The sequence below is a fragment of the Paenibacillus bouchesdurhonensis genome (assembly GCF_900155685.1).
Taxonomy (GTDB): domain Bacteria; phylum Bacillota; class Bacilli; order Paenibacillales; family Paenibacillaceae; genus Fontibacillus; species Fontibacillus bouchesdurhonensis.
Window position 1 is genome coordinate 4,589,194 of record NZ_LT732548.1, and the last position, 22,726, is coordinate 4,611,919.

The 22,726-nt window shown below is 47.4% G+C and carries 19 protein-coding genes and 2 pseudogenes; 3 read left to right on the forward strand and 18 right to left on the reverse strand.

Annotation, left to right across the window (positions count from 1 at the left end; translation table 11 throughout):
• Nucleotide 1: 1 nt before the first annotated feature.
• Genes CZ379_RS24840 through CZ379_RS24890 form a run of 11 tightly spaced genes read right to left on the reverse strand, consistent with a single transcriptional unit; the run spans nucleotide 2 to nucleotide 8,778 of the window.
• Nucleotides 2-820, reverse strand: a complete 819-nt coding sequence (locus CZ379_RS24840; protein WP_199925769.1) for a DUF5050 domain-containing protein — start codon at nucleotides 818-820, stop codon at nucleotides 2-4.
• Between the two features lie 14 nt (nucleotides 821-834).
• Nucleotides 835-1,065, reverse strand: a complete 231-nt coding sequence (locus CZ379_RS24845; protein ID WP_110934075.1) for an EsaB/YukD family protein — start codon at nucleotides 1,063-1,065, stop codon at nucleotides 835-837.
• Between the two features lie 18 nt (nucleotides 1,066-1,083).
• Entirely contained in the window at nucleotides 1,084-1,587 is a 504-nt protein-coding gene (locus CZ379_RS24850; RefSeq protein WP_110934076.1) for a hypothetical protein, read from the reverse strand.
• Nucleotides 1,584-2,093, reverse strand: coding sequence for a hypothetical protein (locus tag CZ379_RS24855; RefSeq protein WP_110934077.1), 510 nt, complete (start codon nucleotides 2,091-2,093; stop codon nucleotides 1,584-1,586). The genes CZ379_RS24850 and CZ379_RS24855 overlap by 4 nt, the downstream gene beginning before the upstream one ends.
• Nucleotides 2,094-2,126: 33 nt before the next feature.
• Nucleotides 2,127-2,354, reverse strand: a complete 228-nt coding sequence (locus CZ379_RS24860; RefSeq protein WP_110934078.1) for a hypothetical protein — start codon at nucleotides 2,352-2,354, stop codon at nucleotides 2,127-2,129.
• Nucleotides 2,355-2,383: 29 nt separating this feature from the next.
• Nucleotides 2,384-3,265, reverse strand: coding sequence for a hypothetical protein (locus tag CZ379_RS24865; RefSeq protein WP_110934079.1), 882 nt, complete (start codon nucleotides 3,263-3,265; stop codon nucleotides 2,384-2,386).
• Nucleotides 3,262-4,245 carry a 6TM ABC transporter family protein gene (locus CZ379_RS24870; protein WP_110934080.1) on the reverse strand — a complete coding sequence of 328 codons (984 nt, stop codon included), beginning with the start codon at nucleotides 4,243-4,245 and terminating at the stop codon, nucleotides 3,262-3,264. Before CZ379_RS24870 ends, CZ379_RS24865 begins: the two co-directional genes overlap by 4 nt.
• Nucleotides 4,223-5,692, reverse strand: a complete 1,470-nt coding sequence (locus CZ379_RS24875; protein WP_110934081.1) for a TadA family conjugal transfer-associated ATPase — start codon at nucleotides 5,690-5,692, stop codon at nucleotides 4,223-4,225. The genes CZ379_RS24870 and CZ379_RS24875 overlap by 23 nt, the downstream gene beginning before the upstream one ends.
• 17 nt (nucleotides 5,693-5,709) lie before the next feature.
• Nucleotides 5,710-6,537, reverse strand: a complete 828-nt coding sequence (locus tag CZ379_RS24880; protein WP_110934082.1) for a CpaE/TadZ family protein — start codon at nucleotides 6,535-6,537, stop codon at nucleotides 5,710-5,712.
• On the reverse strand, nucleotides 6,516-7,391 hold the full coding sequence (locus CZ379_RS24885) for a CpaB family protein (RefSeq protein ID WP_110934083.1): 876 nt from the start codon (nucleotides 7,389-7,391) through the stop codon (nucleotides 6,516-6,518). Before CZ379_RS24885 ends, CZ379_RS24880 begins: the two co-directional genes overlap by 22 nt.
• 4 nt (nucleotides 7,392-7,395) lie before the next feature.
• Entirely contained in the window at nucleotides 7,396-8,778 is a 1,383-nt protein-coding gene (locus tag CZ379_RS24890) for a P-loop NTPase family protein (protein ID WP_110934084.1), read from the reverse strand.
• A 271-nt stretch (nucleotides 8,779-9,049) separates the two neighbouring features.
• On the opposite strand from CZ379_RS24890, the gene CZ379_RS24895 reads away from it, so the two are divergent.
• A complete protein-coding gene (locus CZ379_RS24895; RefSeq protein WP_199925770.1) occupies nucleotides 9,050-9,496 on the forward strand; it encodes a prepilin peptidase in 447 nt (148 codons plus the stop codon).
• 173 nt (nucleotides 9,497-9,669) lie between these two features.
• On the opposite strand, the pseudogene CZ379_RS26430 reads toward CZ379_RS24895, so the two are convergent.
• The 3 genes and pseudogenes from CZ379_RS26430 to CZ379_RS24905 all read right to left on the reverse strand — a co-directional run.
• Nucleotides 9,670-10,833, reverse strand: a pseudogene (locus CZ379_RS26430) (right-handed parallel beta-helix repeat-containing protein); the annotation flags it as partial.
• Nucleotides 10,834-11,001: 168 nt separating this feature from the next.
• A pseudogene (locus CZ379_RS26435) lies at nucleotides 11,002-11,562 on the reverse strand (LamG-like jellyroll fold domain-containing protein); the annotation flags it as partial.
• Nucleotides 11,563-11,847: 285 nt separating this feature from the next.
• Complete coding sequence (locus tag CZ379_RS24905; protein ID WP_110934087.1) at nucleotides 11,848-12,843, reverse strand: Gfo/Idh/MocA family protein; 996 nt, start codon at nucleotides 12,841-12,843, stop codon at nucleotides 11,848-11,850.
• 181 nt (nucleotides 12,844-13,024) lie between these two features.
• Here CZ379_RS24905 and CZ379_RS24910 point away from each other — a divergent pair, with 181 nt between their 5' ends.
• Together CZ379_RS24910 and CZ379_RS24915 are read left to right on the forward strand one after the other, a co-directional pair.
• A complete protein-coding gene (locus tag CZ379_RS24910; RefSeq protein WP_110934088.1) occupies nucleotides 13,025-14,974 on the forward strand; it encodes a BglG family transcription antiterminator in 1,950 nt (649 codons plus the stop codon).
• A 104-nt stretch (nucleotides 14,975-15,078) separates the two neighbouring features.
• Nucleotides 15,079-17,109, forward strand: coding sequence for a fructose-specific PTS transporter subunit EIIC (locus CZ379_RS24915; RefSeq protein ID WP_110934089.1), 2,031 nt, complete (start codon nucleotides 15,079-15,081; stop codon nucleotides 17,107-17,109).
• Nucleotides 17,110-17,172: 63 nt separating this feature from the next.
• Here CZ379_RS24915 and CZ379_RS24920 read toward each other — a convergent pair whose 3' ends face one another.
• The 4 genes from CZ379_RS24920 to CZ379_RS24935 form a co-directional block, all read right to left on the reverse strand.
• Entirely contained in the window at nucleotides 17,173-18,525 is a 1,353-nt protein-coding gene (locus tag CZ379_RS24920; RefSeq protein WP_110934090.1) for a copper amine oxidase N-terminal domain-containing protein, read from the reverse strand.
• Nucleotides 18,526-18,834: 309 nt separating this feature from the next.
• A complete protein-coding gene (locus tag CZ379_RS24925) occupies nucleotides 18,835-19,515 on the reverse strand; it encodes a stalk domain-containing protein (RefSeq protein WP_110934091.1) in 681 nt (226 codons plus the stop codon).
• A gap of 101 nt (nucleotides 19,516-19,616) precedes the next feature.
• Nucleotides 19,617-20,960 carry an MATE family efflux transporter gene (locus tag CZ379_RS24930; RefSeq protein WP_110934092.1) on the reverse strand — a complete coding sequence of 448 codons (1,344 nt, stop codon included), beginning with the start codon at nucleotides 20,958-20,960 and terminating at the stop codon, nucleotides 19,617-19,619.
• Between the two features lie 226 nt (nucleotides 20,961-21,186).
• On the reverse strand, nucleotides 21,187-22,590 hold the full coding sequence (locus CZ379_RS24935; RefSeq protein ID WP_110934093.1) for an MATE family efflux transporter: 1,404 nt from the start codon (nucleotides 22,588-22,590) through the stop codon (nucleotides 21,187-21,189).
• Nucleotides 22,591-22,726 lie beyond the last annotated feature (136 nt).

Below are 22,726 nucleotides of genomic sequence, written 5' to 3' on the forward strand. Positions count from 1 at the left end.
CTCACGACAATGTAATGACTTTCTCCGCTTGTCCACCGTTCAGCGACATCTTATACCATTCGAAACCGCTGCTGAAATAGAGGGTGTCGCCTAAAATATGAATATGATCGGCGCGCTCTCCGCAAATGCGAATTTTATTGCCCGTATCCAAATCAACGCGATATACCGAGCTGTCATTATTGCGGTTGGCACAGTAGACGTAACGCCCATCGCTGTTCAGACTATTTGGCGACACATCAGCATATACGCGAGCTTCGCCCGTTTCCAAATGCAAAGCGGTCAGCAGGTACTGGTTCTTGGTATCCGCAAAGATCAGCGTATCGCCGATTTTAATCAAGTGGATCGCAACGGATTCCGAGAGCTGCTCCCGGTCTTTCCCCGTGACATGGCAGGATCGAATTCCCTGCTGGGTACCGTAATACACTTGATCCCCTTCGACGACAAAGCATTCGACCGGTTCGTCCGTAACCCGGGATTCGTTTCTCCCATTCAATAAACAGCGATACAGCTTATGATCATTCTCGCTCTTGTAATACAGCCAGTCACCGCTTAAGGTTAGGCCGTAGCACGGCCGATCCTGAAGCCGCTCCACGCTTTGCGTGGACAGATTCATTCTATACAACCGATGGCCCTGCAGCTGATCACTGTAATAAATGTCATCTCCGGCTCGGTTCATGAACCAGAACATCCCTTCCAAGAGCGGCTTATCCTCAGAGGACGCGGCTAGCAAGTAGGTGCCGGAATAATGGCGAATATCGGCGAAAAGCAATTTGCCGTCCGCCTCGCAAATCAGGCCGCCGCTATTGATGTTGTAATTCACGATATCCACTCCTCCTAAATGAGAGTCAGCAGCGCCCCGAAGGCAACGCCTTCCTCATGCAACGTTCGGGCGGGATCAAGTATCCGTCCGAGCGGCTCCGCTTGAAGCCGCTGCTCCGGAGCAATGGACAGATTTAGCGCCTCAGACAGCATCGTCAACAATTCCTCAGCCGTAACGAAAGTCGGCACCTTCAATTCCTTGACGAGCCGTTCGCCGGCTTGAAACGTAATCATGATATAGTCCATCCTGCTTCCTCCCTTTCTTCAGTTCTTGACCGACAGAGTGAACTCGCGCTGCGACTCCAGCTGATAAGCAACATCCTGTCCGGCATCCTCGGCAAGCCTCAGATATTTCGTCTGGAACTTATATTCCGATTGCGCCTTGAGCTCAACTTTCGTAGTAATGAGCTCGGTTATTTCATTCTTCTCTTCCGTAAACTCAACAGTTACTGTAAATTCATTGTATTTGTCGTTCGTGGATTCGAAGGTCAGCTCGCGTGTACTCAACCCTTCATTCGTCCAGGTCAGCTTTAGAGCATCACAGAACGCCTTCGCGAAATACGCTACGAATTTTTCTTCATCAACACTCGCATCCAAATCTCGTTGAGACCCATAATTCAAACTGCGATCCCTCGCCGAGCGCGCAGCATTGCTAAGCGCCGAGCCCAGAACGACCTTCTCTTTTCCCAAATACATAAGCTCCACCACAGGCTCCAGGAACACCGACAGCAACAGAAGAAGCAGCATCGCTATAGCTATATTTTTCATAGTCCCTCATCATCTAACCCTAGATACTCACGGTAAACTAAGTCTTTATAATGCTTGAGCCCTGTCGTTGTGAGAGAGAAGGAGACAGGAATCTCCTGCTCGTATTTCTTCCCCCACAGCTTAATGCTTAGCGGGTACACCGCCTCAATCCTTACCGTGACCGGGTTTCCGCGCTGCAAGTAAGGCTTCTCTGCATCCGTGGGAGCGTCCTCATATAACGATGCAGGCCCACCTTCAGCAGAATGTTTGCCCCCTCCATCCTTCTCGGCGGAAATGACGATTTGATCGGCTTTGTCCCGATAAACCGGGCGTTCCTCCAGCCTTTTGAGCGCATAATACTTGTTGTCATCCGTTAAATAATTATCGCTGGCTACGGCCTGCGACAGATGAAAGGTCTCCACCACCAGCGTCATATACCAGGGAAAGAAATAAATGAAATTCGTAAACAACAGGATGGCTACCGAAACGAGAATAGAGATAAGAATCGATTTTGCAAATGCACGCATTTCACTCACCTGTGTCCCAATTAATCGGCTGCTTTAAACCATCATGTCTTCAATCGCCTTCATGAACATTTCCCAGACTTCCTTAATCCATTGCTCTAGAAAAGTGTTGCGAATTAACGTCACAGCTACGGCGATAATGACAATGACGCCGACCGTTATTGCGATTTGCTTAACCCCGATATCCCCTTGCTCATCGCGCCAGAAAGAGAGCTTCTTCTCATCCTCGCGCTTACTGAATTGCTTGCGCTTTTGATATTCCATAAACATAAACCTCCTCAATGAATCATTAATTATTGGAACATTTTGATAGAATCTAAAATTGTGAATAAGTAATAAATTGCGATATACACGACTAGTACCAGGATCAGAACGAGCTGAATGCGGGAATTGATCCGCTGCCTCTTCTCCAAATCCTCCTCCAAGGCGATGATCCGGTAGCTGTCTACCTCGTTTTTTAGATAAACCATCTGCGAAATATTGTCATAGCCTTTAAGCCGGGTCTCCATCAAATCGCAAAACTTGATAATGTAATGGATCGGTACCCGTTTTTTGAGCTGCTTCAGGGCGTACTCTTCGCCATATTCGATATTGTCGAGCATGACGCCGAGCTCCTCCGCCATATCGTTATTGGCATTCGGCAGGTAGTCCCGGATGACGTCCGCCAGGTAAATATTGACCGACTTTGAATATTGGTAGTACACCATGCTGTAGAACGCTGGAAAATCAAACGCGATGTTCTTATTTTTGCGCTCTATCTTCTGTTCCATCTCCGAGATAGGGTAGAGCCACCCCAGAATGATGAAAATTGCCGTCACATAGCCGAGCAATTGATTGGCGCTCATGAAAACAACAGTTACAATCAATCCCGCAGCTGCATAAAAGATCTGCTCCGCCCGAAGCTCCTCGGGCTTCATCGGCAAATCGAGACGATCGATCATTTTCTGATACCGCAAACGTTCCGCATTCCCTAGCAACCTAGTAACGTATTTCGTAGCGAACGTTCTTTTGAAGTCTTGCAGCTTATGATTAAACTGGGCATTTTTACGTTCCTTCAGGTATCTTCGATTACGCTTCTTCTGCTTCCCCTGCACGGGCTTAAAGAATGGGTAAATGAACACCTTCACCAAATAGAGAATGGCGGCAAGAGCACTGAATTTAGCTATGATCGTCATTTCCTATCACTTCCCGGCCCCAGATTGCCTTGAAGCGCCTGCGTGCGGGCGAAGCTCAGACAAATAATGCTGATCATGACCGTGTTGATCATTTTTCCAAAGCTGCTGTACAGCATGAATTCCCTGAAGTCATCGACCGATAAGGCATATAGAAAGAACAAAATGATAATGACAGTCTTTAATAGAAAATCCCGATTCATCTTCCGGAAAATTCGATCCTTGCGAGCATTAATCTCGCGAAGAACTGCATTCTCATCCACGATATCGAGGAAAATATCAGCCATTCCCTTCCGTTCGTTATACTCGAAGACGATGGCCTTCTTGGCAAAATTGTCGAATTTAGGCCCAAGCTGCCTGTTGAGCAACTGAATGGCCTGCTTGAACGAATATCCATTATTCTCGCAATTGTCAATGAACTGCTGGAAGTATGGGCGAATGCCCGGCTTAATGTACTCGTCGCTTTCCATCACCTTCTTGATCGCCACCAGCACGCCTTCCCTAGCCAATGGACAAAGGATGTCCTCGGCGTCCATGATGCTCTCCAGCTTCTCGGCTTTGATCGCCTTGGACTGCATGACGAAGTACGTCAACAGACCAATGAATATGGCTACGGTAATAACTACAGCCAAGGTGACATTCTTCATGAATACCACCACAATGAGCACGACAATAGCGAATGCGATGCATAGCAGCGAGGTGAAGCTCTCCAAGGTCAACGGCAAGTTGAAATCAAGGATCAATCCCTCCACAAGCCGGTTGTATTTGGCGTACACATTCTCTTTCTGCTTGACGATGCGCTCCTTCTTGACCCGTTCCACATATCGCTTGGTATTGTATCTTCCGAGATGTTCGGCCAACGTATCGAGTATGCCAAGAAAGAAGCGGCCGGTTCCTTCGAAGAACCGAACCTCGAATATAGCGTTAAACACGATGAATGCAGCAATCCCTAAAGATAGACTAATGATTGAAGTGGTATCCATCGAATCCGTACTCCTCTATTTCATCTTCGCCCGGCGGTTTCGTCAGAAACTCAAAGCGGCTGCGCTTGATTCCCGCTTTAATCATTGTCTGCTGCACCTTATCGGACAGCATGCCGACACGCTTGTGCTTGCCGATGATTTTTAGCACGCGATGAGTCCCTTCCTCCTCCAGCACGTCCTCCGATACGAACTTGTAAATCGGATTAACGATGGGCTCCAATCCCTCGGAGCCCAGCACCTCCGAGATCGAGGTGACTTTTCTTGTGCCATCGGCCAGCTTCTCCTGGAACACGATAAACTTAACGGCACTGCATATGTTGCGAAGCGCCAGTTCCGCTGGTTCGTTGGAGGCCATAAGGTAGGCAGTCAGGAAGCGATAAATCGCCTCACGGTCGCCCTCCGCATGGAGCGTCGTGAAGAAGAAATGACCGGTCTGTGCGGCACGAAGCGCAGTCGCAAATTCCCCAGGCGTTCGCAGCTCGCCCGGGCCAATCCAATGGGGTGATTGCCGCATGGCATTGATCAGCAAATTTTCCATTGTCGCCGGACTTGCGTCATCGTCATCCGGCACAGACTCGTATTGCAGCACATCGTTTATAACTCTGCCATGCTCGCTATTTCCCTCTCTCTGCAGCAGACGCATCTCCGAAGGATTCTCAATCGTAATGATGCGGGACAGCGGATTAATCTCCTTGACCATCATTTCGTTCAGTGTCGTTTTCCCGCTGCCTGTCGGCCCAATCGTAATCCACGACAAATCGGCTTTGGGCAGCAAGGACAGCAGCTTGAACATATTGACCGAGAAGGATTCATTACGCAGCATCATCTCCGGCGTGATGCTCTTCTTGCTGAATTTTCGAATGACAACCGCCGGCATGTCATACGGTGAAATATCGGCATGGGTGGCGTTAACACGATACCCTTCGATCGTTCGGGCGTTAACCATCGGGATCTTCGGGGTAAGCCGAACCTTCGAGACCCCCAGCAGCTTGGAAATAATCCGCTCCAAGTGCTCCCGGTCGATGAAATGCTGATCCCATGGAAGCGTCTTTCCCCCGCTCTCCACAAAGATTTGCTCCGTGCCATTGATGCGAATTTCATCGATCAACGGGTCTTCCATCGCCTTCGTAATCGGCCCGTAGTGCGTAATCTCATTGATCAACGCCTGCTTCAGCTCAACAAGCTCCAAATATCCCTCAACGACCGGCTTCTGCGCATCGACGAATTCGTTAATATAGGATTTGGTCATTTCGCGTTTGCGGGACGGATCATTCTCGCGCCGGAAGGCATGGGTAGCCACCTTGGTTATGTATTTCTGACACAGCTCCAGCGCTTCCTCGAACTGAATGGTCGTATATTTATTCTTCAGTTCCTCCATGTCTTCTGCTTTGTTGATCTGATGCGTCACTTTCTGCTGCATGTCGCTGATTTTTGCACGGGTGAGCATTTTTTCCAATCCCTCCCTTACTGATTGCCGAGAATGTCTGCCAATCTGCGCATCTCTCTGAGAAAGTATTTATTCATCAAAGGGTTGTCCCTAACGTACAGCTTCCCTTCAAGCGAATACGCGTAGGCTGCTTTGATCAGCGGCAGGGACGCCACGATATTGAAGCCAAATTCTTTGAATCCCTTGTAGTCGTAGTTGATGTCCTGAGTATTCATCAGAATAACGCTCGTGAACTTCGCCGTACTAATCCCCACGGAAGAGGCAAAGTCCAGCATGCGAATCATATTGCTAGGCGCTTCGATTCGTTCCGTAGCCGTGAAGAAGCCTACGTGCGAATATTTCATCGCTCCCAGGCAGAATTCGAGGGGCGGATTATTCGGGATATCCAGCAGAATGATGTCAAACATTCCTTTTAACGTATCAATGACTCGTTCCAAATGATCGAATTCGAAATCAAAATACTCTTCAAGCAAGTCATGCGGACTTGGAGACAGTACATATAAGCGTTCGTATTTCGTGGCCTGGATTTCCTCCCGGAAATCGACCTTATCGCTTTTCAGCACTCGAATCAGACCATGTCCTTTTTTGCTAGGTTTGACATCCAAGTAGTGGTAAATGTTCGGGTTAAATACCTTCAAATCGATAATGCAGGTATTAAGGCCTTTCTGAGCCAGCAGATAGCCTAAATTGCTAATCACCAAAGCATTGTCTACCATGTCGCATGCAGGTATAAAGCCGACAACACTGTAGATCAGTCTGCTCTCCTGCAAATCCGCTCCCATTAGTTCTTTCGCTGAAATTTTGCTGAGTACATCATCGAGCCTTAGTCTTTCGTTTTGATCCATGATTCCACCTCTCTTTGCAAAGTAGGCAGTTGATCCAATATAACCTGGCTGTTCTTGCGGCTTAGAATCGTAATTAAATATTTCTTCCCATCGTAGCCGTTAAATTTGGCAAATTTATCGATCTGCTCCCTCGTCCCTTCCAGAAGCAGCGACCTTGGCTGAATGCTCTTTAGAAAGTCATTGCTCTTCATGACTTCCTGTCTCTTATCTTCACTGAGCTTGAGTACCTCTTTATACACCTCATAAATCGAGTGGCTGCTGGAGTTGAGCATGTCCCGGACTTCGATGCTATCGAACAGTACTTCCGTTTTCATTTGAGTTTTCGTCGAGCCATAGCTAACATTGGGATTCCCCGCGCTGTCGGATACCTCTTGCTCATAAGACACGCGAATTCTCACCCTGTCTCCCGGCATTAAAATGTCCCCGCCCGCCTCCAGAAAGTTATATGGCAGTGTCAGCACCTCATGCTCTTCACCCAGCTCATATAACCATTCATTCTGCAGGGGCTTCTCTTCCATCAGCTGATCCTTGTACAAAATACCTCCATCCCGCAAATAATACTTCGAATATTGATTTGTAACGGAAGACAAGTCTTCGGCCAAAACCATATCTTCGGTATATTCCTTACGGATGATAGAGTATTTCTTGATCTGTTTTTCCGTTATAACGGCGTAAGCCTGTATCCCCCCGGTTTGATTTACCTTAAGCACCTCTACCGTATCCTTGGCCGCCTCATTGGCGTTGTTCAATACGATAAAAGACGCGACGATCACGGCGATACTAAACAGTAAAGCCAATATTTTTTTGAACAATTTTTTGTTAGGGGAGACGCTTTTTACTGTACTTAAATCCATGAGCCTACGCACCCTCCATTAATCTTAGAAGCATTTGTCCAAAAGCCTTCTCAAATTCCGCTCCCGTGTTCGTCACGGGAATGTCCGTCTCGATTTGCGCATCAAAACTATCGCTGTGCGGCACAACTCCAGCCGTCTTCATCTCGTAATGAAAGGAGTCGCTGATTCCCGAGGCAAGTATCTCGTTCACCTTTTCCGAAGAAAACAAGGAGCCCTGAAAACGCGAGCGATCATTGTATTTCGTAACGATCACCTTTGACTTGGCATTGAAATAAGAAGCCTTCTCTCGATCAAGAACCACCTCCACATTACGAGCTGTACTGAGGATTGCATGTAAATTGTTCGGTATGCACAGGCCGAATACATCGATATGAATCATCGTTTCTTGGAAGCTTCTGAATAGATCTAGCGGCATGTCTAATAGGACGAGATTGAATTTGGTTCGCAAAACGGAAATCAAGCCTACCAATTTCTCGCTGTTATAAAATTGATCCATCAGCTTGCGGTCATTGAAGGAATAACCCAATGAAGAAAGCCAGAAATGATCCTTGATATTAAAAGCCGTCGTCATATACTCCTGAGGTCTCGCCAGCGTGCGGATCAACGATGCGCTCATTTGCTCGTCTTTATTCGTCCGTTCGTGGAACCGGCTGAAATACATATTCATGCTGCGATACTCAGCATCCATGTCGATAATGATGCTGCTAAGCCCTCTTTTGCTAGCTTCATGCGCCAAATTAACCGTCGTACTGGTCAATCCGTTTCCGCGATGGCCGGTAATTGCAACGACTCTGCTGATTCCTCGGCTTATATTGGCTATGTCCCTCGTCAAGCGGTCGGTGGCAGTCAGTTCAGCCGACGCCTCTGGCTTCGAGCGAAAACGGTCAAAGAAGGAGCGCTTCTTCACGCTCTGTCTTTGCCCTAATTCCTTCGAATCCCCGCCTACAATCTTCGTTTCTGTTCTTACGTCTTTATGTATGGGGCCAGTATCTTTCTTGCCCATCTGCTCTAGAGAGCGTTGAAATACCTGCGCCGGTATTCTTACCGTATCGCTGATGATTATCTTCAAATAATCAAATCTTTGCGTCAGCATTTCCAGTTCAAATGGTTTCATGAAGTCTCGAGTAATGAGAACAACAGGGATAATCGGGATGCTGTTCACCTCAACCCATTCCAGCAGCTTAGTCAATTCCTCCTGATCGAGGCTCGGTTTTTGCGTAAATGCTTCATCTGTGATAAGGACACCATCGCCTAGGGGGTTGCCTCCATCCAGATAATCCGACAAATTTCGCAATTCGAGTGTCTCAGAATGAATGACCGCTGTCTTCTTAGGCAAGTACTGCGTCACGATTCTATGAAACCCACCACTGACGATAAGCAGCTTCATATATTCACCTACTAAAGAAATAATCTATGTAAATCTCTGTATTAGTAATATTTACCTCGCTAATGCAGAACATTATACAAGTAACCTATAGAGCACACAATACCTTATTTGTATAAATAATCCTTAATATGGACTTATTACCCACCTTCAAAGGTCTTAAGATTCACGGTATTTCAAGAACAGGAATAAAGTAGGAGGTTGTTTTTTTGACAAAATACGGGAAACAGGAGAGAATATTGACGTCTTTAACTAAATGAAGGAGAGGTTGTCTATGAAAATATCGTTCGCAGTTGTCTTCTTTCTTCTTCTCCTAATTTGCAGTTTTGTTGATCAGAAATGTCGGATCATCCCGAATCGCGTGGTTATTCTCGTGCTTATATTAGGATTGCTGAACAGTTGGCTTTATACATCGCTAGAAGATTCCTTTATTGGTATTGTTGTTCCTTCTTTACTGCTGCTCATCGCTAAATCCAAATGGAATTTCTATATCGGTGCCGGGGATATCAAGCTATTATCAGCAATTGGGGCTTGGGTCGGCTGGTATGCCAATATTTATGTGCTTCTGTCGGGCGGAGTACTTGCCCTAATTTATGTGGGGGTAATAAGAGGCTTGCACCGTGAAAAGATTTTGTCCGTGCCTTTTGCTCCGTTTCTGTCCGCGGCAGCCATAATCATATATGTAGGAGACGTTATTCTACAACTATACTTTCTCCCATAACTTTAAATAGAAGAGTCACTTCCCTTAAGGATTGAACTATTACTCAGGGTATATTAACCGTTCAGTAACAATGTGATAACCTCCAGCTTCGAATACACTGTACGAAAAAAGCCCACCTCCACTCTTCGGATTAAAGTGGAAATGAGCTTAGGAAAGCTTATCAATATTTGGGTCTAACGCGCCCCAATATTCGTTCCGCTTGGCGTGCCCGAGCCGATTAAGTCGCTGCCCGCCGCAAGCTTCAGGAAATTGCCGAGATTTGGAGAACCGTCGCCATTCCGCGTCAACGAAGGAGTTAAGCTGACGAAATCCTCGGCGCTGGCCAGTAATCCTTTGGCATTTTCGCTTTTTTTGTTCTTCCACCATACGTTCGTGCTGGATACATCAGTGCCGCTTGTCTTGTCGCTTGATCCGCCTTGGAAGGATAAATTATTCGTGAAGATATGCGTGCCCACATCGAAAGCGAAATTGCTCTGTCCGTTCGACCAGGATGTGTTATTCTTCATTTGGATGGAGCCTGGATTGCTATTATAAGTGAAGCCGTGCTTCTTGTTCTGGAAAGCGATGCTGTTCTCGACAATATGGTTGACCCCGATTTTCTCCCCGCCCAGCTTGAAGCCGTTCCCATCGCTATTCGTCGTCGAGGTGCCATCGGAAGTCTGCCCATTATGATGAGCTATGCTGTTGCGGATCGTGACCGCTCCAATCGGGCCAGTATCGGATTTGGTGTACAAATCCCAACCGTCATCGACATTATAAGCCGCGATACAGCCGTCAAATACGTTGCCCGGGCCGACGGTCAACTTCGCTGCGAAGCCATCCGCATCCTCCCCATCATCCGGATCATAGTTGTCATGAGAATATGAATTGATTACGAGGTTATAGCTGGGCCATTCATCGAATTGCGCGGTTGAAGCATAGCGTCCGATTTGGATGCCCGTATCCCGGTTATGATGCGCCTCGATCTGCTCGATCCGATTGTAGTTGCCGCCGATATACAACCCGTTATCTCCAGCGCCTTTAATTTCAAGCCCTTTGATGAGCCAATAGTGTCCGAATAGTTGAATGCCGCGATTCGTTGAAGCAAAAGCCTGGGCCGAGAAATCGAGAACAGGCTTCTCACTGCCGTACGCAACCAAATTTTTGCGGGCGCTTGAGGTACCGTTATTGCCGCGTTCAATCGTGATGGTCGAGTCAAAGCTGTACGTTCCTCCACGCATATAAATCGTTTTGCCTGGAGCGATTCTGGTAATCGCAGCTGCAAGCGTGGTTGGTTTATCCAAGGTTCCAGGGTTGCTGGCAGAGCCATTCGCCGCTACAAAGAGATCCCCCTCGGCAGGAGCGGGTTCCTGCGGATCCGGGTCAGTCGGGGTCGGATTTGGGTTCGGATCTGGATCTGTTGGCGTTCCTCCTCCTGCCCCTTCCGATACGATGACGTTATCGTATTTAGCTAAAGACTTGCCTGTAACGAAGCCAACTGCTCCCGCAGACAGGCTGGAATCAGTGGCTGTCAGCTCCAGCGTATTGTTCACGTACATTTTGAGGGTAGATCCTGAGAGCTCCAGCTTGACGTTATACCAAACACCCGTTGACAGCGCATAGTCCTTAGTAACGAGCGTCGAGGAGGAACCGCCTACCTTCTTGCGAATTTCCAGCTTGCCACCCCCGCTATTGTACAGAGAAGCTGCATAATAATTGTTGCCGTCCTTATAGCGCCCCGCCACATACGTACGGTTGGTGCCATTGAAATTATCTACTTTAACATCAGCTTGTATCGTATAATTGTCCCAGGATGCACTTCCGGCGGATGTACGTCCTTCGCTTGTGCCCGTCTGGGCATATACATTAGAGCCCCCATCCTCCACTACGGACCAAGTACCAGTAGTATGCGTCCAATTGCTGCTGTTACCGCTTTCAAAATCATCGCTAAAGAGAGTTGCCGCACTGGCCTGACCTCCAGGCAGCCATGGAAGCATAAGCGCAATACATAAGACGATAGCAATAACTTTCCAAGGATGGATATTAAAAGATCGGCTAAGCTTAATAACGGATGATTTAGAGTTCATGACAGAACCTCCATTAATAAAAGATATTGTTAGCACTTTTCTTGACACACCCGGAGCAATACGAATATTCACCTCCCCTTTGACACAGCATCACACTCGGTGCACGCGAGTGCTACTAGTTATGGTAGTTTTTTAAAGCGGTTACATCAATAATCATTTTTACATATTATAGTTTTATTACCTTAATAGGGAGTGTCTAGAAGCTGCTTATTAATTAAAAAAACCTTGAGGACATTGAGTTCCGTCAAGGTTCTTATCGAAGTCTTTTGAAATATAGCCTACCCCTTATTCAAATGGATACTTTATTCCCCACTGGGCACGCACTTGGTCAAGCAGCCGCATAATGCCTAGCGATTCCGCCAATGTTATTGTGCTGCTCTCCGTTTCCCCTGCCAGCAGGCATCGGCCTACCTCTTCCGCTTCAAAGGCATAACCCACAGCTATCCGGTCATCCGTAACCATCTCTGCCTCCTGGCCTCTCACCAGAAGAGTTGCTGTGTTGGCATTCAAGAAAGACGGAATGTGAATCGAGCCTTCTGTTCCGTAAATATATGCTTCATTTGTAAGGTCAAGCCGAACCGCCCCGTGAAGCGATGCCGAACGTCCTTGTCCATAATCCAGCAAAATTGAAAAATGCTCATCTACCCCGGTCTCGCCGATGTGGGCAGTACTCCAAACTTCCTCTGGGTCCGCACCAAAAATCATCGAGGCGAACGATACGGGATAAATCCCCGCATCCAACAATGCACCGCCTCCAAGCTCTAGATTCAGCAATCTTCCGCTTGGATTCCAGTCGCTGCGAAAACCAAATTCCGCCTTGACCAGCTTCACTTCACCGATCCGGCCTTCCTCCAGCCACTTTCTGACCTGAACGATCGGCGGCAAAAACCGCGTCCACATCGCCTCCATCAAGAACAAGCCCTTCTCTTTAGCCAATGCAATAATCTCTTCAAGCTCCCGGCTGTTCACCGTAATCGGCTTCTCGCACAACACGGCCTTTCCTCCCCGCAAAGCGGTTATCACATTGTCTCGATGAAAGGGATGCGGTGTTGCCACATAGATCGCATCGATCTCGGGATCATTTGCTAATTCCTCATAGCTCCCATAGGCACGGGGAATACTGAACTTGGCAGCAAACTGCTCGGCACTATTGCGGGTACGCGAGCCAACTGCAGCTCCTTCCCCATTGCTGACATACGTTAAATCTGCGGCAAACTTCTCGGCTATCCAGCCTGTCCCCATGATGCCCCAACGAATTGTCTTCCTCGTGTTCTCTTTCATGCCATTCCTCCATATCCCTGTTATCACAAGCGAGTAATATTTTAAAGTCCTCTCATCCCATACTACCAATTTTTAGTCGCGATCACCATGCTGGTTGGATATCTATGTCGACTGAGCTATAATGAGAGCAATTTAAGCATGATCATGAACAAGAATTTTGAATGAGGTGTTGATCCGAACGATGAATACACGTCAACGAGAGATTTTGCGAATGCTGCTAGGCGAGCCTGGCCGCTCCTTTGTCGTGCGCGATTTGGCTGCGAGCTTGAGCTGCTCGGAGAAGACGATCCGGAACGACTTCGAAGCCATCGATGCCTATTTGGCCGAACAGGGAAAGGCAAAGCTGCTGCGGAAACCGGGAATCGGGGTCGATCTGGACATTGAGGAGCATGAGCGGGTCAAGCTGTTCGATCAATTATTCCGCTCCACCGCGGATACCGGGTATGAACGGGATGATAACCGAATTGCCGCCATCGCTTACGAGCTTCTTATGAATACCAAACCAACTACGCTTCAGGAATTGGCAGAGAAGTATTATGTCAACCGAGCCATCATCAAAAGGGATCTGGACTCCCTAAATCCATGGCTTCATAAACGGCGACTCGAGATCGTCTCCAAGCAAAGAGTAGGCATCCTCATTGAAGGAGCTGAGAAGGACAAGCGGGCTGCTTTGTCCAAAGTATCCCTGCTAATCGAAACCTCGACCAACGATTTTATAAAAAAGAGGTTCGAAGCCTATGAGATAGACCTCGTTACCCGGGAATTAAAACGGCTGGAGAGGAAGGAGGCCTTTCATTTTACAGATGAAGCTTTCGAGAATCTGCTGATTCACACACTGCTTATGATCCGCCGAACGAAGCTGAATCAACCGATTTCCTTTTCGGAGCAGGAGCAAGCCTTTATTCGGGAGAAAAGAGAGTACCAATGGACGCTGGACTTTATTCGACAGCTGGAGCGTTACTTCTCGGTACACTTCCCTTCAAGTGAGGCCGCTTATTTAACAGCGCATCTCCTCGGAGCGAAGATCCGTTCCCGAACCCGGCTGGATAGCGGCAGGCTGACGGAACACCCGCTGAAAATTACCGCAGAGGTCACAGAGGTCGTGCAATCGCTCATGAGGAAAATGTCCAGCCTTACATTCATCGATTTTGAACGGGATCTTACGCTGAAGGAAGGGCTGAGTATTCATTTAAGCTCTACGATCCATCGATTGAGCTACGGCCTGAGCGTAACGAATCCATTGCTGCAGGATATTAAGAAAATGTACCCCTATATGTTCAGCATGGTCATTTATGCGACTAACGAGCTAGGCCATAACTTTCAGTTCACCGTTCCCGAGGATGAGGTCGCTTATCTAACCCTGCATTTTCAGGCAGCGATTGAACGGTTAAACAAGCAGACGAGGCTTATTAAGAATATCGTTACCGTGTGCCATATGGGAGTTGGCATCTCGCAAATCCTGCGTACGAAGCTGGAACGAAAATTCAGCGGAATCCAGGTCATGGATTCTGTCAGAAGAGCCGATTTAAATACATACCTGGAGCATCACCCGGTGGATTTTATCGTATCCACAATCCCACTGAACGATATAGACGCAATGGACATCCCCCATATCGTGGTATCTCCTTTGTTAGAGCCTGCCGATGTGAAAAAAATTACAAATTTCCTCGAACGACTGGAAGAACACCCGCTGGAAGCATCGGCCTCTTTTTTGCAAATGTATACGAAGCCTGCACTCATTTTTTCTCAGGTCGAGGTTTCCCACCGCTTTGAAATTATTGAGCAATTGGCTAACAGCCTACATGCCAAAGGTTATGTCGAGCAGGATTATGCCCATCAGGCCCTGCTTAGGGAAAGAGTCTCGGCGACGACCATTGGCGGCGGAATTGCAATTCCGCACGGCGATCCCAAGCTTGTGAAACAATCCCAAATCGCCATTGCTACGTTGAAGGAACCGCTCGAATGGGAGCAGGATAAGGTATCAATCGTGTTTATGCTGGCGCTGCGGAACCAGGAGCAAGAAAATACGAAAAAACTATTTCATCGCCTCTCCCTCCTGAGCGAGCAGCCGTCTCTTATTCAACAATTGATCCGGGCCAAGGAAGCTGAGGACATCTTCTCGCTCTTATAAAACACTTTTTGCCGGAAGCTGCGGTAAAAATTAAAACTTTTCCTCTGTTTTATTAGGTTAATATTTAATTGTAAACGATTTAAAACACAGGGGAGGTTCGCCAAATGAAATTTCTAGCCATTACCTCATGCCCTAACGGCATCGCACATACTTACATGGCTGCTGAAAATTTACAGAAAGCAGCTGACAAACTGGGCGTCAGCATGAAAGTGGAAACCCAGGGCTCCATTGGAGTAGAAAATGAATTCTCAGCAGAGGACATTGCACATGCTGACGGCATCATCATTGCCGCAGACAAGCACGTGGACAAAAGCCGATTCGTTGGCAAAAAACTATTAATCGCCGGAGTACAGGACGGCATTCGAAATCCAGAAGCCTTGATTGAGAAGCTCATCCGCGGAGAAGCGCCTCTGTATCAAGAGCAGCCGGGACAAGAGACGTCCGGCGGCAGTGAAAAGCAACCGGTGGCTAAGCAAAACCAATTCTACCGCCACTTGATGAGCGGAGTATCCTACATGGTTCCGTTTATCGTCGTAGGCGGCCTTCTGATCGCGATCGCTTTATCCATCGGAGGTGAGCCAACCCCAGGCGGGCTGCAAATCCCGGAGGGCTCCTTCTGGAAAATCGTTGAAAGTCTCGGCGGCGCATCTTTTACATTTATGGTTCCGATCTTGGCAGGATTTATCGCCTTTAGTATCGCTGACCGCCCTGGCCTCGCCCCCGGTATGATCGGCGGCTTCATCGCCGCGAATGGCAGCTTCTATGGCAGTGAAGCCGGCGCCGGATTTATCGGCGGGATTATTGCCGGTTTCCTGGCTGGTTATGTTGCGCTGTGGATCAAGAAATGGAAGGTTCCTAAAGCGCTTGCCCCTATTATGCCGATCATCATCATTCCGGTATTGGCATCGCTGATCGTGGGCTTAGCCTTTATACTACTGCTCGGCGGGCCGATCGCGAAGTTCTTTGAATTCTTGACCTCATGGCTTGCAAGCATGCAAGGCACAAGCTCGATCCTGCTCGCTTTGATTCTTGGGGCGATGATTTCCTTTGACATGGGCGGTCCGGTGAACAAAGTGGCTTTCCTGTTCGGGTCAGCCATGATCGGCGAAGGAAACTATGAAATCATGGGCCCGATCGCCGTGGCCATTTGTATTCCACCGATCGGCCTAGGACTCGCAACCTTCCTGTTCAAGCAGAAATTCCATGACACCGAGCGGGAATCGGGGAAAGCTTCCTTTACGATGGGGTTGTTCGGAATTACAGAAGGGGCAATCCCTTTTGCATCGCAGGATCCGCTGCGCGTCATTCCCAGCATCATGATCGGCTCCATGACTGGCTCTGTCATCGCTATGCTGGGTCAGGTCGGTGATCGGGTAGCACACGGCGGGCCAATCGTTGCCGTATTGGGTGCGGTAGATAACGTGGTTATGTTCTTTGTAGCCGTCATTATCGGCTCGCTCGTCACAGCGCTTATGATCAAGCTGCTCAAGAAGGATGTGGCCCCGACCCACCTGGCTGCTGCAGGCGCAGCGACTGAGAATGGAACTGTAGCCAGTAGAGCAGCCACAGATTTCAAGGCTGGAAAGGACACTAGTGACAAATCTAAAACTAGGGGCGACGCTCAGGCCGACGTTGAAACTTCCGCAACGGTTGAGCCGGCAACCCAACATCAATCAGTCAGCAAGTTAACGGATATTATCAGTCTTGATCTGATTGAGACTGAACTCAAAGCAACGTCCCGTGACGGCGTTATCGATGAACTGATCGGAAAGCTTGAGACGGATGGCGCAATCAGCTCTGCCTCTCAGTTCAAACAAGCGATACTTAGTCGCGAGCAGGAAAGCTCGACCGGGATTGGCATGAACATCGCCATTCCTCACGGGAAATCAACTGCCGTCATCAAACCTCGTGTCGTATTCGGAATGAAGCAAGACGGCGTTGATTGGAACAGCGTAGACGGTACGCCGGCTAAGCTCATCTTCATGATTGCAATTCCTGCGGAGAATCCAGGTAACGAGCATCTTAAAATATTGCAAATGCTCTCCCGCAAACTGATGGATGATGATTTCCGGGATCAGCTATTGAAGGTGCAAACGAAACAGGAGGCTTACGCGCTTCTGGATCAGATTCATTAAAGTTAGAAGCAAACAGCCCCCAAGCAAGGATCAATGATTCTGCTCAGGGGCTGTTCAACTATTTTATTCTATTGTTGTACTGTCACTTCCTGTTCCAGGTACCGCTTCCTCCGTTTCGGAAGGCATGATGTCTCCAGACTCCGCGGCCGTTGTTGTAATATAGACGGTCTGCGTTGCACTATCCCACTTCACGCTAGCTCCTAGCGATTCACTAATAAAGCGGATCGGTACCATCGTATGCGAGCCCACCAGTTGCCCGGGAACATCCAGGTTAATTACCTGTCCATTCTTCTTCGCAGCTTTGCTGCCCAAGGTTAGCTCGATTCTTGTGTCATCTTTCGTTGCGACAACGGATTGGGTCTGAGCGTTCCATTTCAGAGTAGCGCCCAGACGTTCGAATATAGCGCGCATCGGTACAAGCGTACTGCCATTTCTCATGACTGGCGGCTGTTCAAAGGCCATTACTTCCCCATCAATGATGACTCTGATCTTATCGAAGCTGATTTGCAGCTTATTCGGCGTAATGCCTTTGCCGAAATTTCGTTCTCTGATCGACGATATTTCTGCAAGGCTGCTGGCCCGCTGCTGCAGCAATTTCTCTGCGCTGCTATTGCGCAATGCGATAATGGACGATTCCGTATTTGCCTTAAGCTTATTCATCTCGCCTACGGATTGATCCCGGGATGCCTGAAGATCCTTTCTCGCGTTGGCGAATATCGTAGCCATTTTGTCTTTCGCCGTAGTCAGGCTAATGCCGCCTCGTGCATAGTTCCACATTGTGCTCGAGGAATAGGAGGGATTGCTCTCATTATCAAGCTTCCACATTAAGCTGCTGCTATAATTCGGGTTCATCGTATTCGCATATTTCCACATGATGCTTGAGGAATAGGAGGGATTGACATTGTTGCTGTATTTCCACATCAGGCTGCTGGAATAGTTAGGGTTAATTTCATTGTTGAATTTCCAGTGGATACTCGAGGAATAGCTCTTGTCGCTTTCCTTGTTATATCTCCATAACGGGCCGGAAGAGTAATGCGGATTAATCGCCCGTTCGTATTTCTGCAATTTGCTCTGATAGCCAGATTGCTTGCCATAAGCCGCTTGCAGCTGTTTATGATCCTCCTTCAGCAGTTGTGTCAGGTAAGCCAGATCATCATCCAGGAGCTTCTCCAGCGTACTTTGATCCTCTCTGGATTTCTGCAAGAATTGTTCAAAATCTCCCTGAATTTGTTTCAAATCGGATTCATACTGACCTCTGAACTCATCGCGAATCGTCGTATACTGCTTATTTATTTCTTGAATGAATGAATCGCTAGCATTTGCAGCTTGCAGATTCCCCTGCGGCCATGCAAAAACACCCGTAAGCATAGCCAGAACGACAAAGAGTATGTAATATTTACTTTTAAAATTTTTCATTCCGCCTTCTCCTTCTTCACTGTGATTGATCTTTTGTCTAACGAAATTTCGCCAATATTGCGATAAAACCTCTAAATTTGTCGGAAATCAGCCCTTTACGACTAACTCTTTCATTGTCAACCAAACCAATGTCCAGGGAATTAATCCCCATGACACACTATTCATCAATTACAAAAGTCACATATTACGCATTTTTTCCCTGCCATAAAAGGTATTGAACATAGAACATGAAGCATTAAAAATGCCCCCTGCTCACTTAGCAGAAGGCGTTTAACTGAAGCTCCTCATAAAGGCGAAGCTCTCAATTTTTTATTTATAGTAGGAAGTTGTCAAAGGAATCATATAACCCGCATCCCTATCCTTCCTAATATCAATTGTAATGGTCTTCACACCAGTGATGTCGACTTCGATTGTTTGCATCCCGTTTTCCGGCGTAATCCCTTCCACCTTTTTCAACAGAGCATTTTTGTCGAGGTCTTTAATTTCTATGTGTTCCACGTCCTTGTCGATTGCCGCGAATTGCAGATACAGCTTCGTGTACTTTCCATTCGGAGTTAAGGCCGTGTAGTTTATATTCTTCCCAGGGGCACTGTAAAGCACCTCTTTATAATCCTGCCCATTAAGCGTGGTGTGGCTCGGATCCTTGGAATACAACGTATTACTAAATTCCTCCCGCTTGATCGGAACACCTTCCGATTGTTCTCCCAAGAGCACCTCGTTGGCCTGGGCATCGTATTTCACAGCTACGCCCAGTACATCTGCTACAGCCCTTACAGGGAGATATGTAGTACCATCATACGTAATCGGCAGCACGGCTTTGCCGTTTGCATCCTTAAGCTGAGCGATATTTCCATCGACTCTAACTTTAATGCCTCCATTCAGAAATGCCTTGACCTCTTGAAGCTGAGAGCTAGCCGCAGCCCCCAAACTCATGCCGCCGAATAACAACATAGCTCCACCGAGGATAAGAGCTAATTTCTTCTTTTTCATCAGATTCTCCTTCCACCTTTTAGGTAAATTTTAAGATATTATAGCATTAAAGTACTTTAGAAGGTATAGTATATCGGAACTATATGACAACCTTGTAAACCTTAAGTCTCGGTCTTTATGAACAGGTTCTTCGTCCGCCAGCGTCCGAATCGGTAATAGGCATAAGAGATTACACTGCTAATCATGAAGCTTAAGCCGAAACCTGCCGCAATTCCCTTCTCGCCAAGCAGACCGGCAAAGACGTAAGTCAGCGGATACCGTAAAATCCAGAACGAGATGATATTGAGGACAAGCACCTGCAGCATTGCTCCCGAAGCCCGCACTACGCCGTTAAAGATAAAGTTTAATCCCAAAAAGGGATAGAAGAAAGCAATCATTTGCACATAAGAGGCTCCAAAGGACACCGCTCTCGGCTCAGAGATAAACATGGCAATTCCCGGCTTAGCCAAAATAAAAATGATGGACGAAATAAATAGCATGATCGCTAAATTAAGCAAAATCGCATACCCCGTAATTTTTCGCACGCGCTGCCACTGCTTCACTGCAATATTTTGTCCCGCCATACTTGTCACAGCCACGCCAAGTGCTTGAGCCGGGAGCATGATGAGGCTATCCAGACGCTGCGCCGCGCCAAAGCCAGCCACCGTATCCTTTCCAAACGACGCGACGACGCTCATAATCGCCGCTGAACCCGCAGAAATGACCATCATTTGCAGGCCGGAAGGAATACCTTGCGTTAATATAAGCGTAACTTCCGCTTTCTTGGGCCACCTAGGCATCGAGAACGGAATGAACTTGCGGCGTATGCTCAGCACAAGTCCATAGAAGAAGGCCACTCCTTGGGCAATGACCGTAGCATAGGCCGCGCCTTGAATCCCCCATTGAAATACATAAATAAACAGTGGATCGAGCACCGCATTCAAGACCACCGCAATCATAACGAAACGCAGCGGCGTTTTACTATTGCCAAGCGCCCGATACACCGTACTAATAAAGTTATAGCCGAACAAGAACAGAATGCCCAAAAAATTGATTTGCAAATAACTTGTAGCCATGGGAATCATCTCGCTTGGCGTTCCCAGCAGAAGCAGAGTTTTCTCCGCAAATACAAATCCGATCACGCCTAGCACGATAGCGATCATGCCTAGAATAATGGAAAATGCATTCACATAGCTTTTTAAACCCTGCTCGTCCTGTTTGCCCTTAACCTGTGATAGAACGGTGAGTGCCGCATTATTGACCCCGATGATGAAGGACAGAACCGTGAATATGACCGTGCTAGATATTGCCACAGCTCCCAGCGCATTGGTTCCCAGCAAATTGCCGACCCACAGACTATCGATGAATTGATAAGATACCTGAAGTAAATTCGTAAGCAGCAGCGGCGCGGAAAACGTGACAAGCTGCCTCCAAATATTCCCACTCGTAAAATCATGCTGCTTCATATCGCAACCTCTCCTCCCCCATCCCCTATCATAACAGACAAATAGAAAAGGGATTTCTTATAAACTTTAGTCCAGCTTATGCAGTTCGAAATAGAACAAGAAAGCAACAAGAAATCGCAAAAAAAGAGCCTCAGGAATTATCCTAAAGCTCTACGCAAACCAAACATTAACGGTACAATCGTAACATTACCAATCTATATCTTACATTACAGCGTTCCTGGCTGCATTAGATCAATTTATGCGCGTACCACTTCTCTCCCTTGAATCTCCAGGCGAAAACTAGTCCGCGAATGCCCCATTCTGCGACCATAGCTACCCACACGCCCATGATGCCGAAACCGAGTGTAACCCCCAAAATATATCCCAAAATAACACGGAACAGCCACATCGATAGCAGGGACGTGACCGAAGTAAAGTTGGAATCTCCCGCTGCACGCAAGGCTGCCGGTAGAACGAAGCTAAACGACCATAAAAATGGCTGTGCTATAGCAATGAGCAAAATCAACCCGAATATCGTAGGAATAATTTCCACCGGAGGCGAGAACATTCGCACCATTAGCGGAAACAAAGGCAGTAGTATGAGCGATGCAATTACAAACAGTACCGTCGATAGCCCTAAGAACGACTTAATGAATTTCCGTGCATCCTGGATATTTCTTTGGCCGATGCACTGGCCGACCACCGTTACAATCGCGATGCTAAGCGCGCCGCCTCCGATTTGAAAGACTAGCGAAATCGAGCCGCTGATGGCATTTGCCGTCATAGCCAGCGTCCCCAATTGCACGATAAAGGTCTGCGTTAGAAGCTTGCCTCCGTTGAAGAACATCTGCTCTGCGGCAAACGGAAGGCCGATGAACATAATCTTCTTCTGTATCGAATAATCAAACTTCAGCGTATTTTTCAACTTTACGCGCAGGGTCGTGTTATATTTCAACAAGTAAACGAGCGAGCAGATCATGCCCAGAATCCGGGCCAGAAGCAAAGAAATAATGAGCCCGATCACGCCTAAATCCATAACTGTAATCAATAGTATGTTTAAGCATAGAAAGGTAATATTCATGATCAAAGACAGGTTCAAGCTGGCCTTCGTCTCCGCCACGCCTCTAAGCACACCGTTCACTGCTTGGAATATCGCAATGAATGGGTAGGAAATACAGCTCCCGATCAAATATATTCTGGCATTCTGGAAGACTTCAGCCTCCGCCTTGCCAAATAATAGATTCAAGGTAGGCGTATGAAAAGCAATGATCAAAATACTGATCAGCACAGAGATCACCGCCACAGCGGATAAGGCCTGCGTAGCCGCTTTTGACACCATTTGCTGATTGCCGCTGCCCTTATATTGCGCAACGATGACGGTACCGCCGGTAGCTATGGCCACGAACACATTGATTAAAAATATATTGAGCGAATCCACCATACTCACTGCACTGACGGCTGCCACCCCGGAAGAACTGATCATCGCTGTATTTAGCAGACTCATTAATACGATAAACCCCTGGTCTACAAAAATAGGGATAATGATCGCGATGATTTGCTTATAATCCATCGAGGTTCCGGTAAAATAACGATTCAATAAGGATGCGCTGCCTTGTCGTATTCTTGGCCCTATACTATTCACCTGTGTCATCACTTCTTTGGCTGAATTGTGTATCTATTGCAATGTTGATATAAATTTTTGCACTACTTCATATCATTATATCATTCTTCTACGAGAAGAGATTGAACGATCATCAACAAAGATACAATTTCCATCAATTATTGTA

Excerpts from the sequence above, each read along its gene's own strand:
- CZ379_RS24915 (WP_110934089.1), top strand. The coding sequence starts at position 15,079 with ATGAAATTTCTAGCCATTACCTCATGCCCTAACGGCATCGCACATACT.
- CZ379_RS24905 (WP_110934087.1), bottom strand. The coding sequence starts at position 12,843 with ATGAAAGAGAACACGAGGAAGACAATTCGTTGGGGCATCATGGGGACA.
- CZ379_RS24910 (WP_110934088.1), top strand. The coding sequence starts at position 13,025 with ATGAATACACGTCAACGAGAGATTTTGCGAATGCTGCTAGGCGAGCCT.
- CZ379_RS24930 (WP_110934092.1), bottom strand. The coding sequence starts at position 20,960 with ATGAAGCAGCATGATTTTACGAGTGGGAATATTTGGAGGCAGCTTGTC.
- CZ379_RS24860 (WP_110934078.1), bottom strand. The coding sequence starts at position 2,354 with ATGGAATATCAAAAGCGCAAGCAATTCAGTAAGCGCGAGGATGAGAAG.
- CZ379_RS24850 (WP_110934076.1), bottom strand. The coding sequence starts at position 1,587 with ATGAAAAATATAGCTATAGCGATGCTGCTTCTTCTGTTGCTGTCGGTG.
- CZ379_RS24845 (WP_110934075.1), bottom strand. The coding sequence starts at position 1,065 with ATGGACTATATCATGATTACGTTTCAAGCCGGCGAACGGCTCGTCAAG.
- CZ379_RS24880 (WP_110934082.1), bottom strand. The coding sequence starts at position 6,537 with ATGGATCAAAACGAAAGACTAAGGCTCGATGATGTACTCAGCAAAATT.
- CZ379_RS24935 (WP_110934093.1), bottom strand. The coding sequence starts at position 22,590 with ATGACACAGGTGAATAGTATAGGGCCAAGAATACGACAAGGCAGCGCA.
- CZ379_RS24855 (WP_110934077.1), bottom strand. The coding sequence starts at position 2,093 with ATGCGTGCATTTGCAAAATCGATTCTTATCTCTATTCTCGTTTCGGTA.
- CZ379_RS24895 (WP_199925770.1), top strand. The coding sequence starts at position 9,050 with ATGAAAATATCGTTCGCAGTTGTCTTCTTTCTTCTTCTCCTAATTTGC.
- CZ379_RS24885 (WP_110934083.1), bottom strand. The coding sequence starts at position 7,391 with ATGGATTTAAGTACAGTAAAAAGCGTCTCCCCTAACAAAAAATTGTTC.
- CZ379_RS24890 (WP_110934084.1), bottom strand. The coding sequence starts at position 8,778 with ATGAAGCTGCTTATCGTCAGTGGTGGGTTTCATAGAATCGTGACGCAG.
- CZ379_RS24875 (WP_110934081.1), bottom strand. The coding sequence starts at position 5,692 with ATGCTCACCCGTGCAAAAATCAGCGACATGCAGCAGAAAGTGACGCAT.
- CZ379_RS24925 (WP_110934091.1), bottom strand. The coding sequence starts at position 19,515 with ATGAAAAAGAAGAAATTAGCTCTTATCCTCGGTGGAGCTATGTTGTTA.
- CZ379_RS24920 (WP_110934090.1), bottom strand. The coding sequence starts at position 18,525 with ATGAAAAATTTTAAAAGTAAATATTACATACTCTTTGTCGTTCTGGCT.
- CZ379_RS24870 (WP_110934080.1), bottom strand. The coding sequence starts at position 4,245 with ATGGATACCACTTCAATCATTAGTCTATCTTTAGGGATTGCTGCATTC.
- CZ379_RS24865 (WP_110934079.1), bottom strand. The coding sequence starts at position 3,265 with ATGACGATCATAGCTAAATTCAGTGCTCTTGCCGCCATTCTCTATTTG.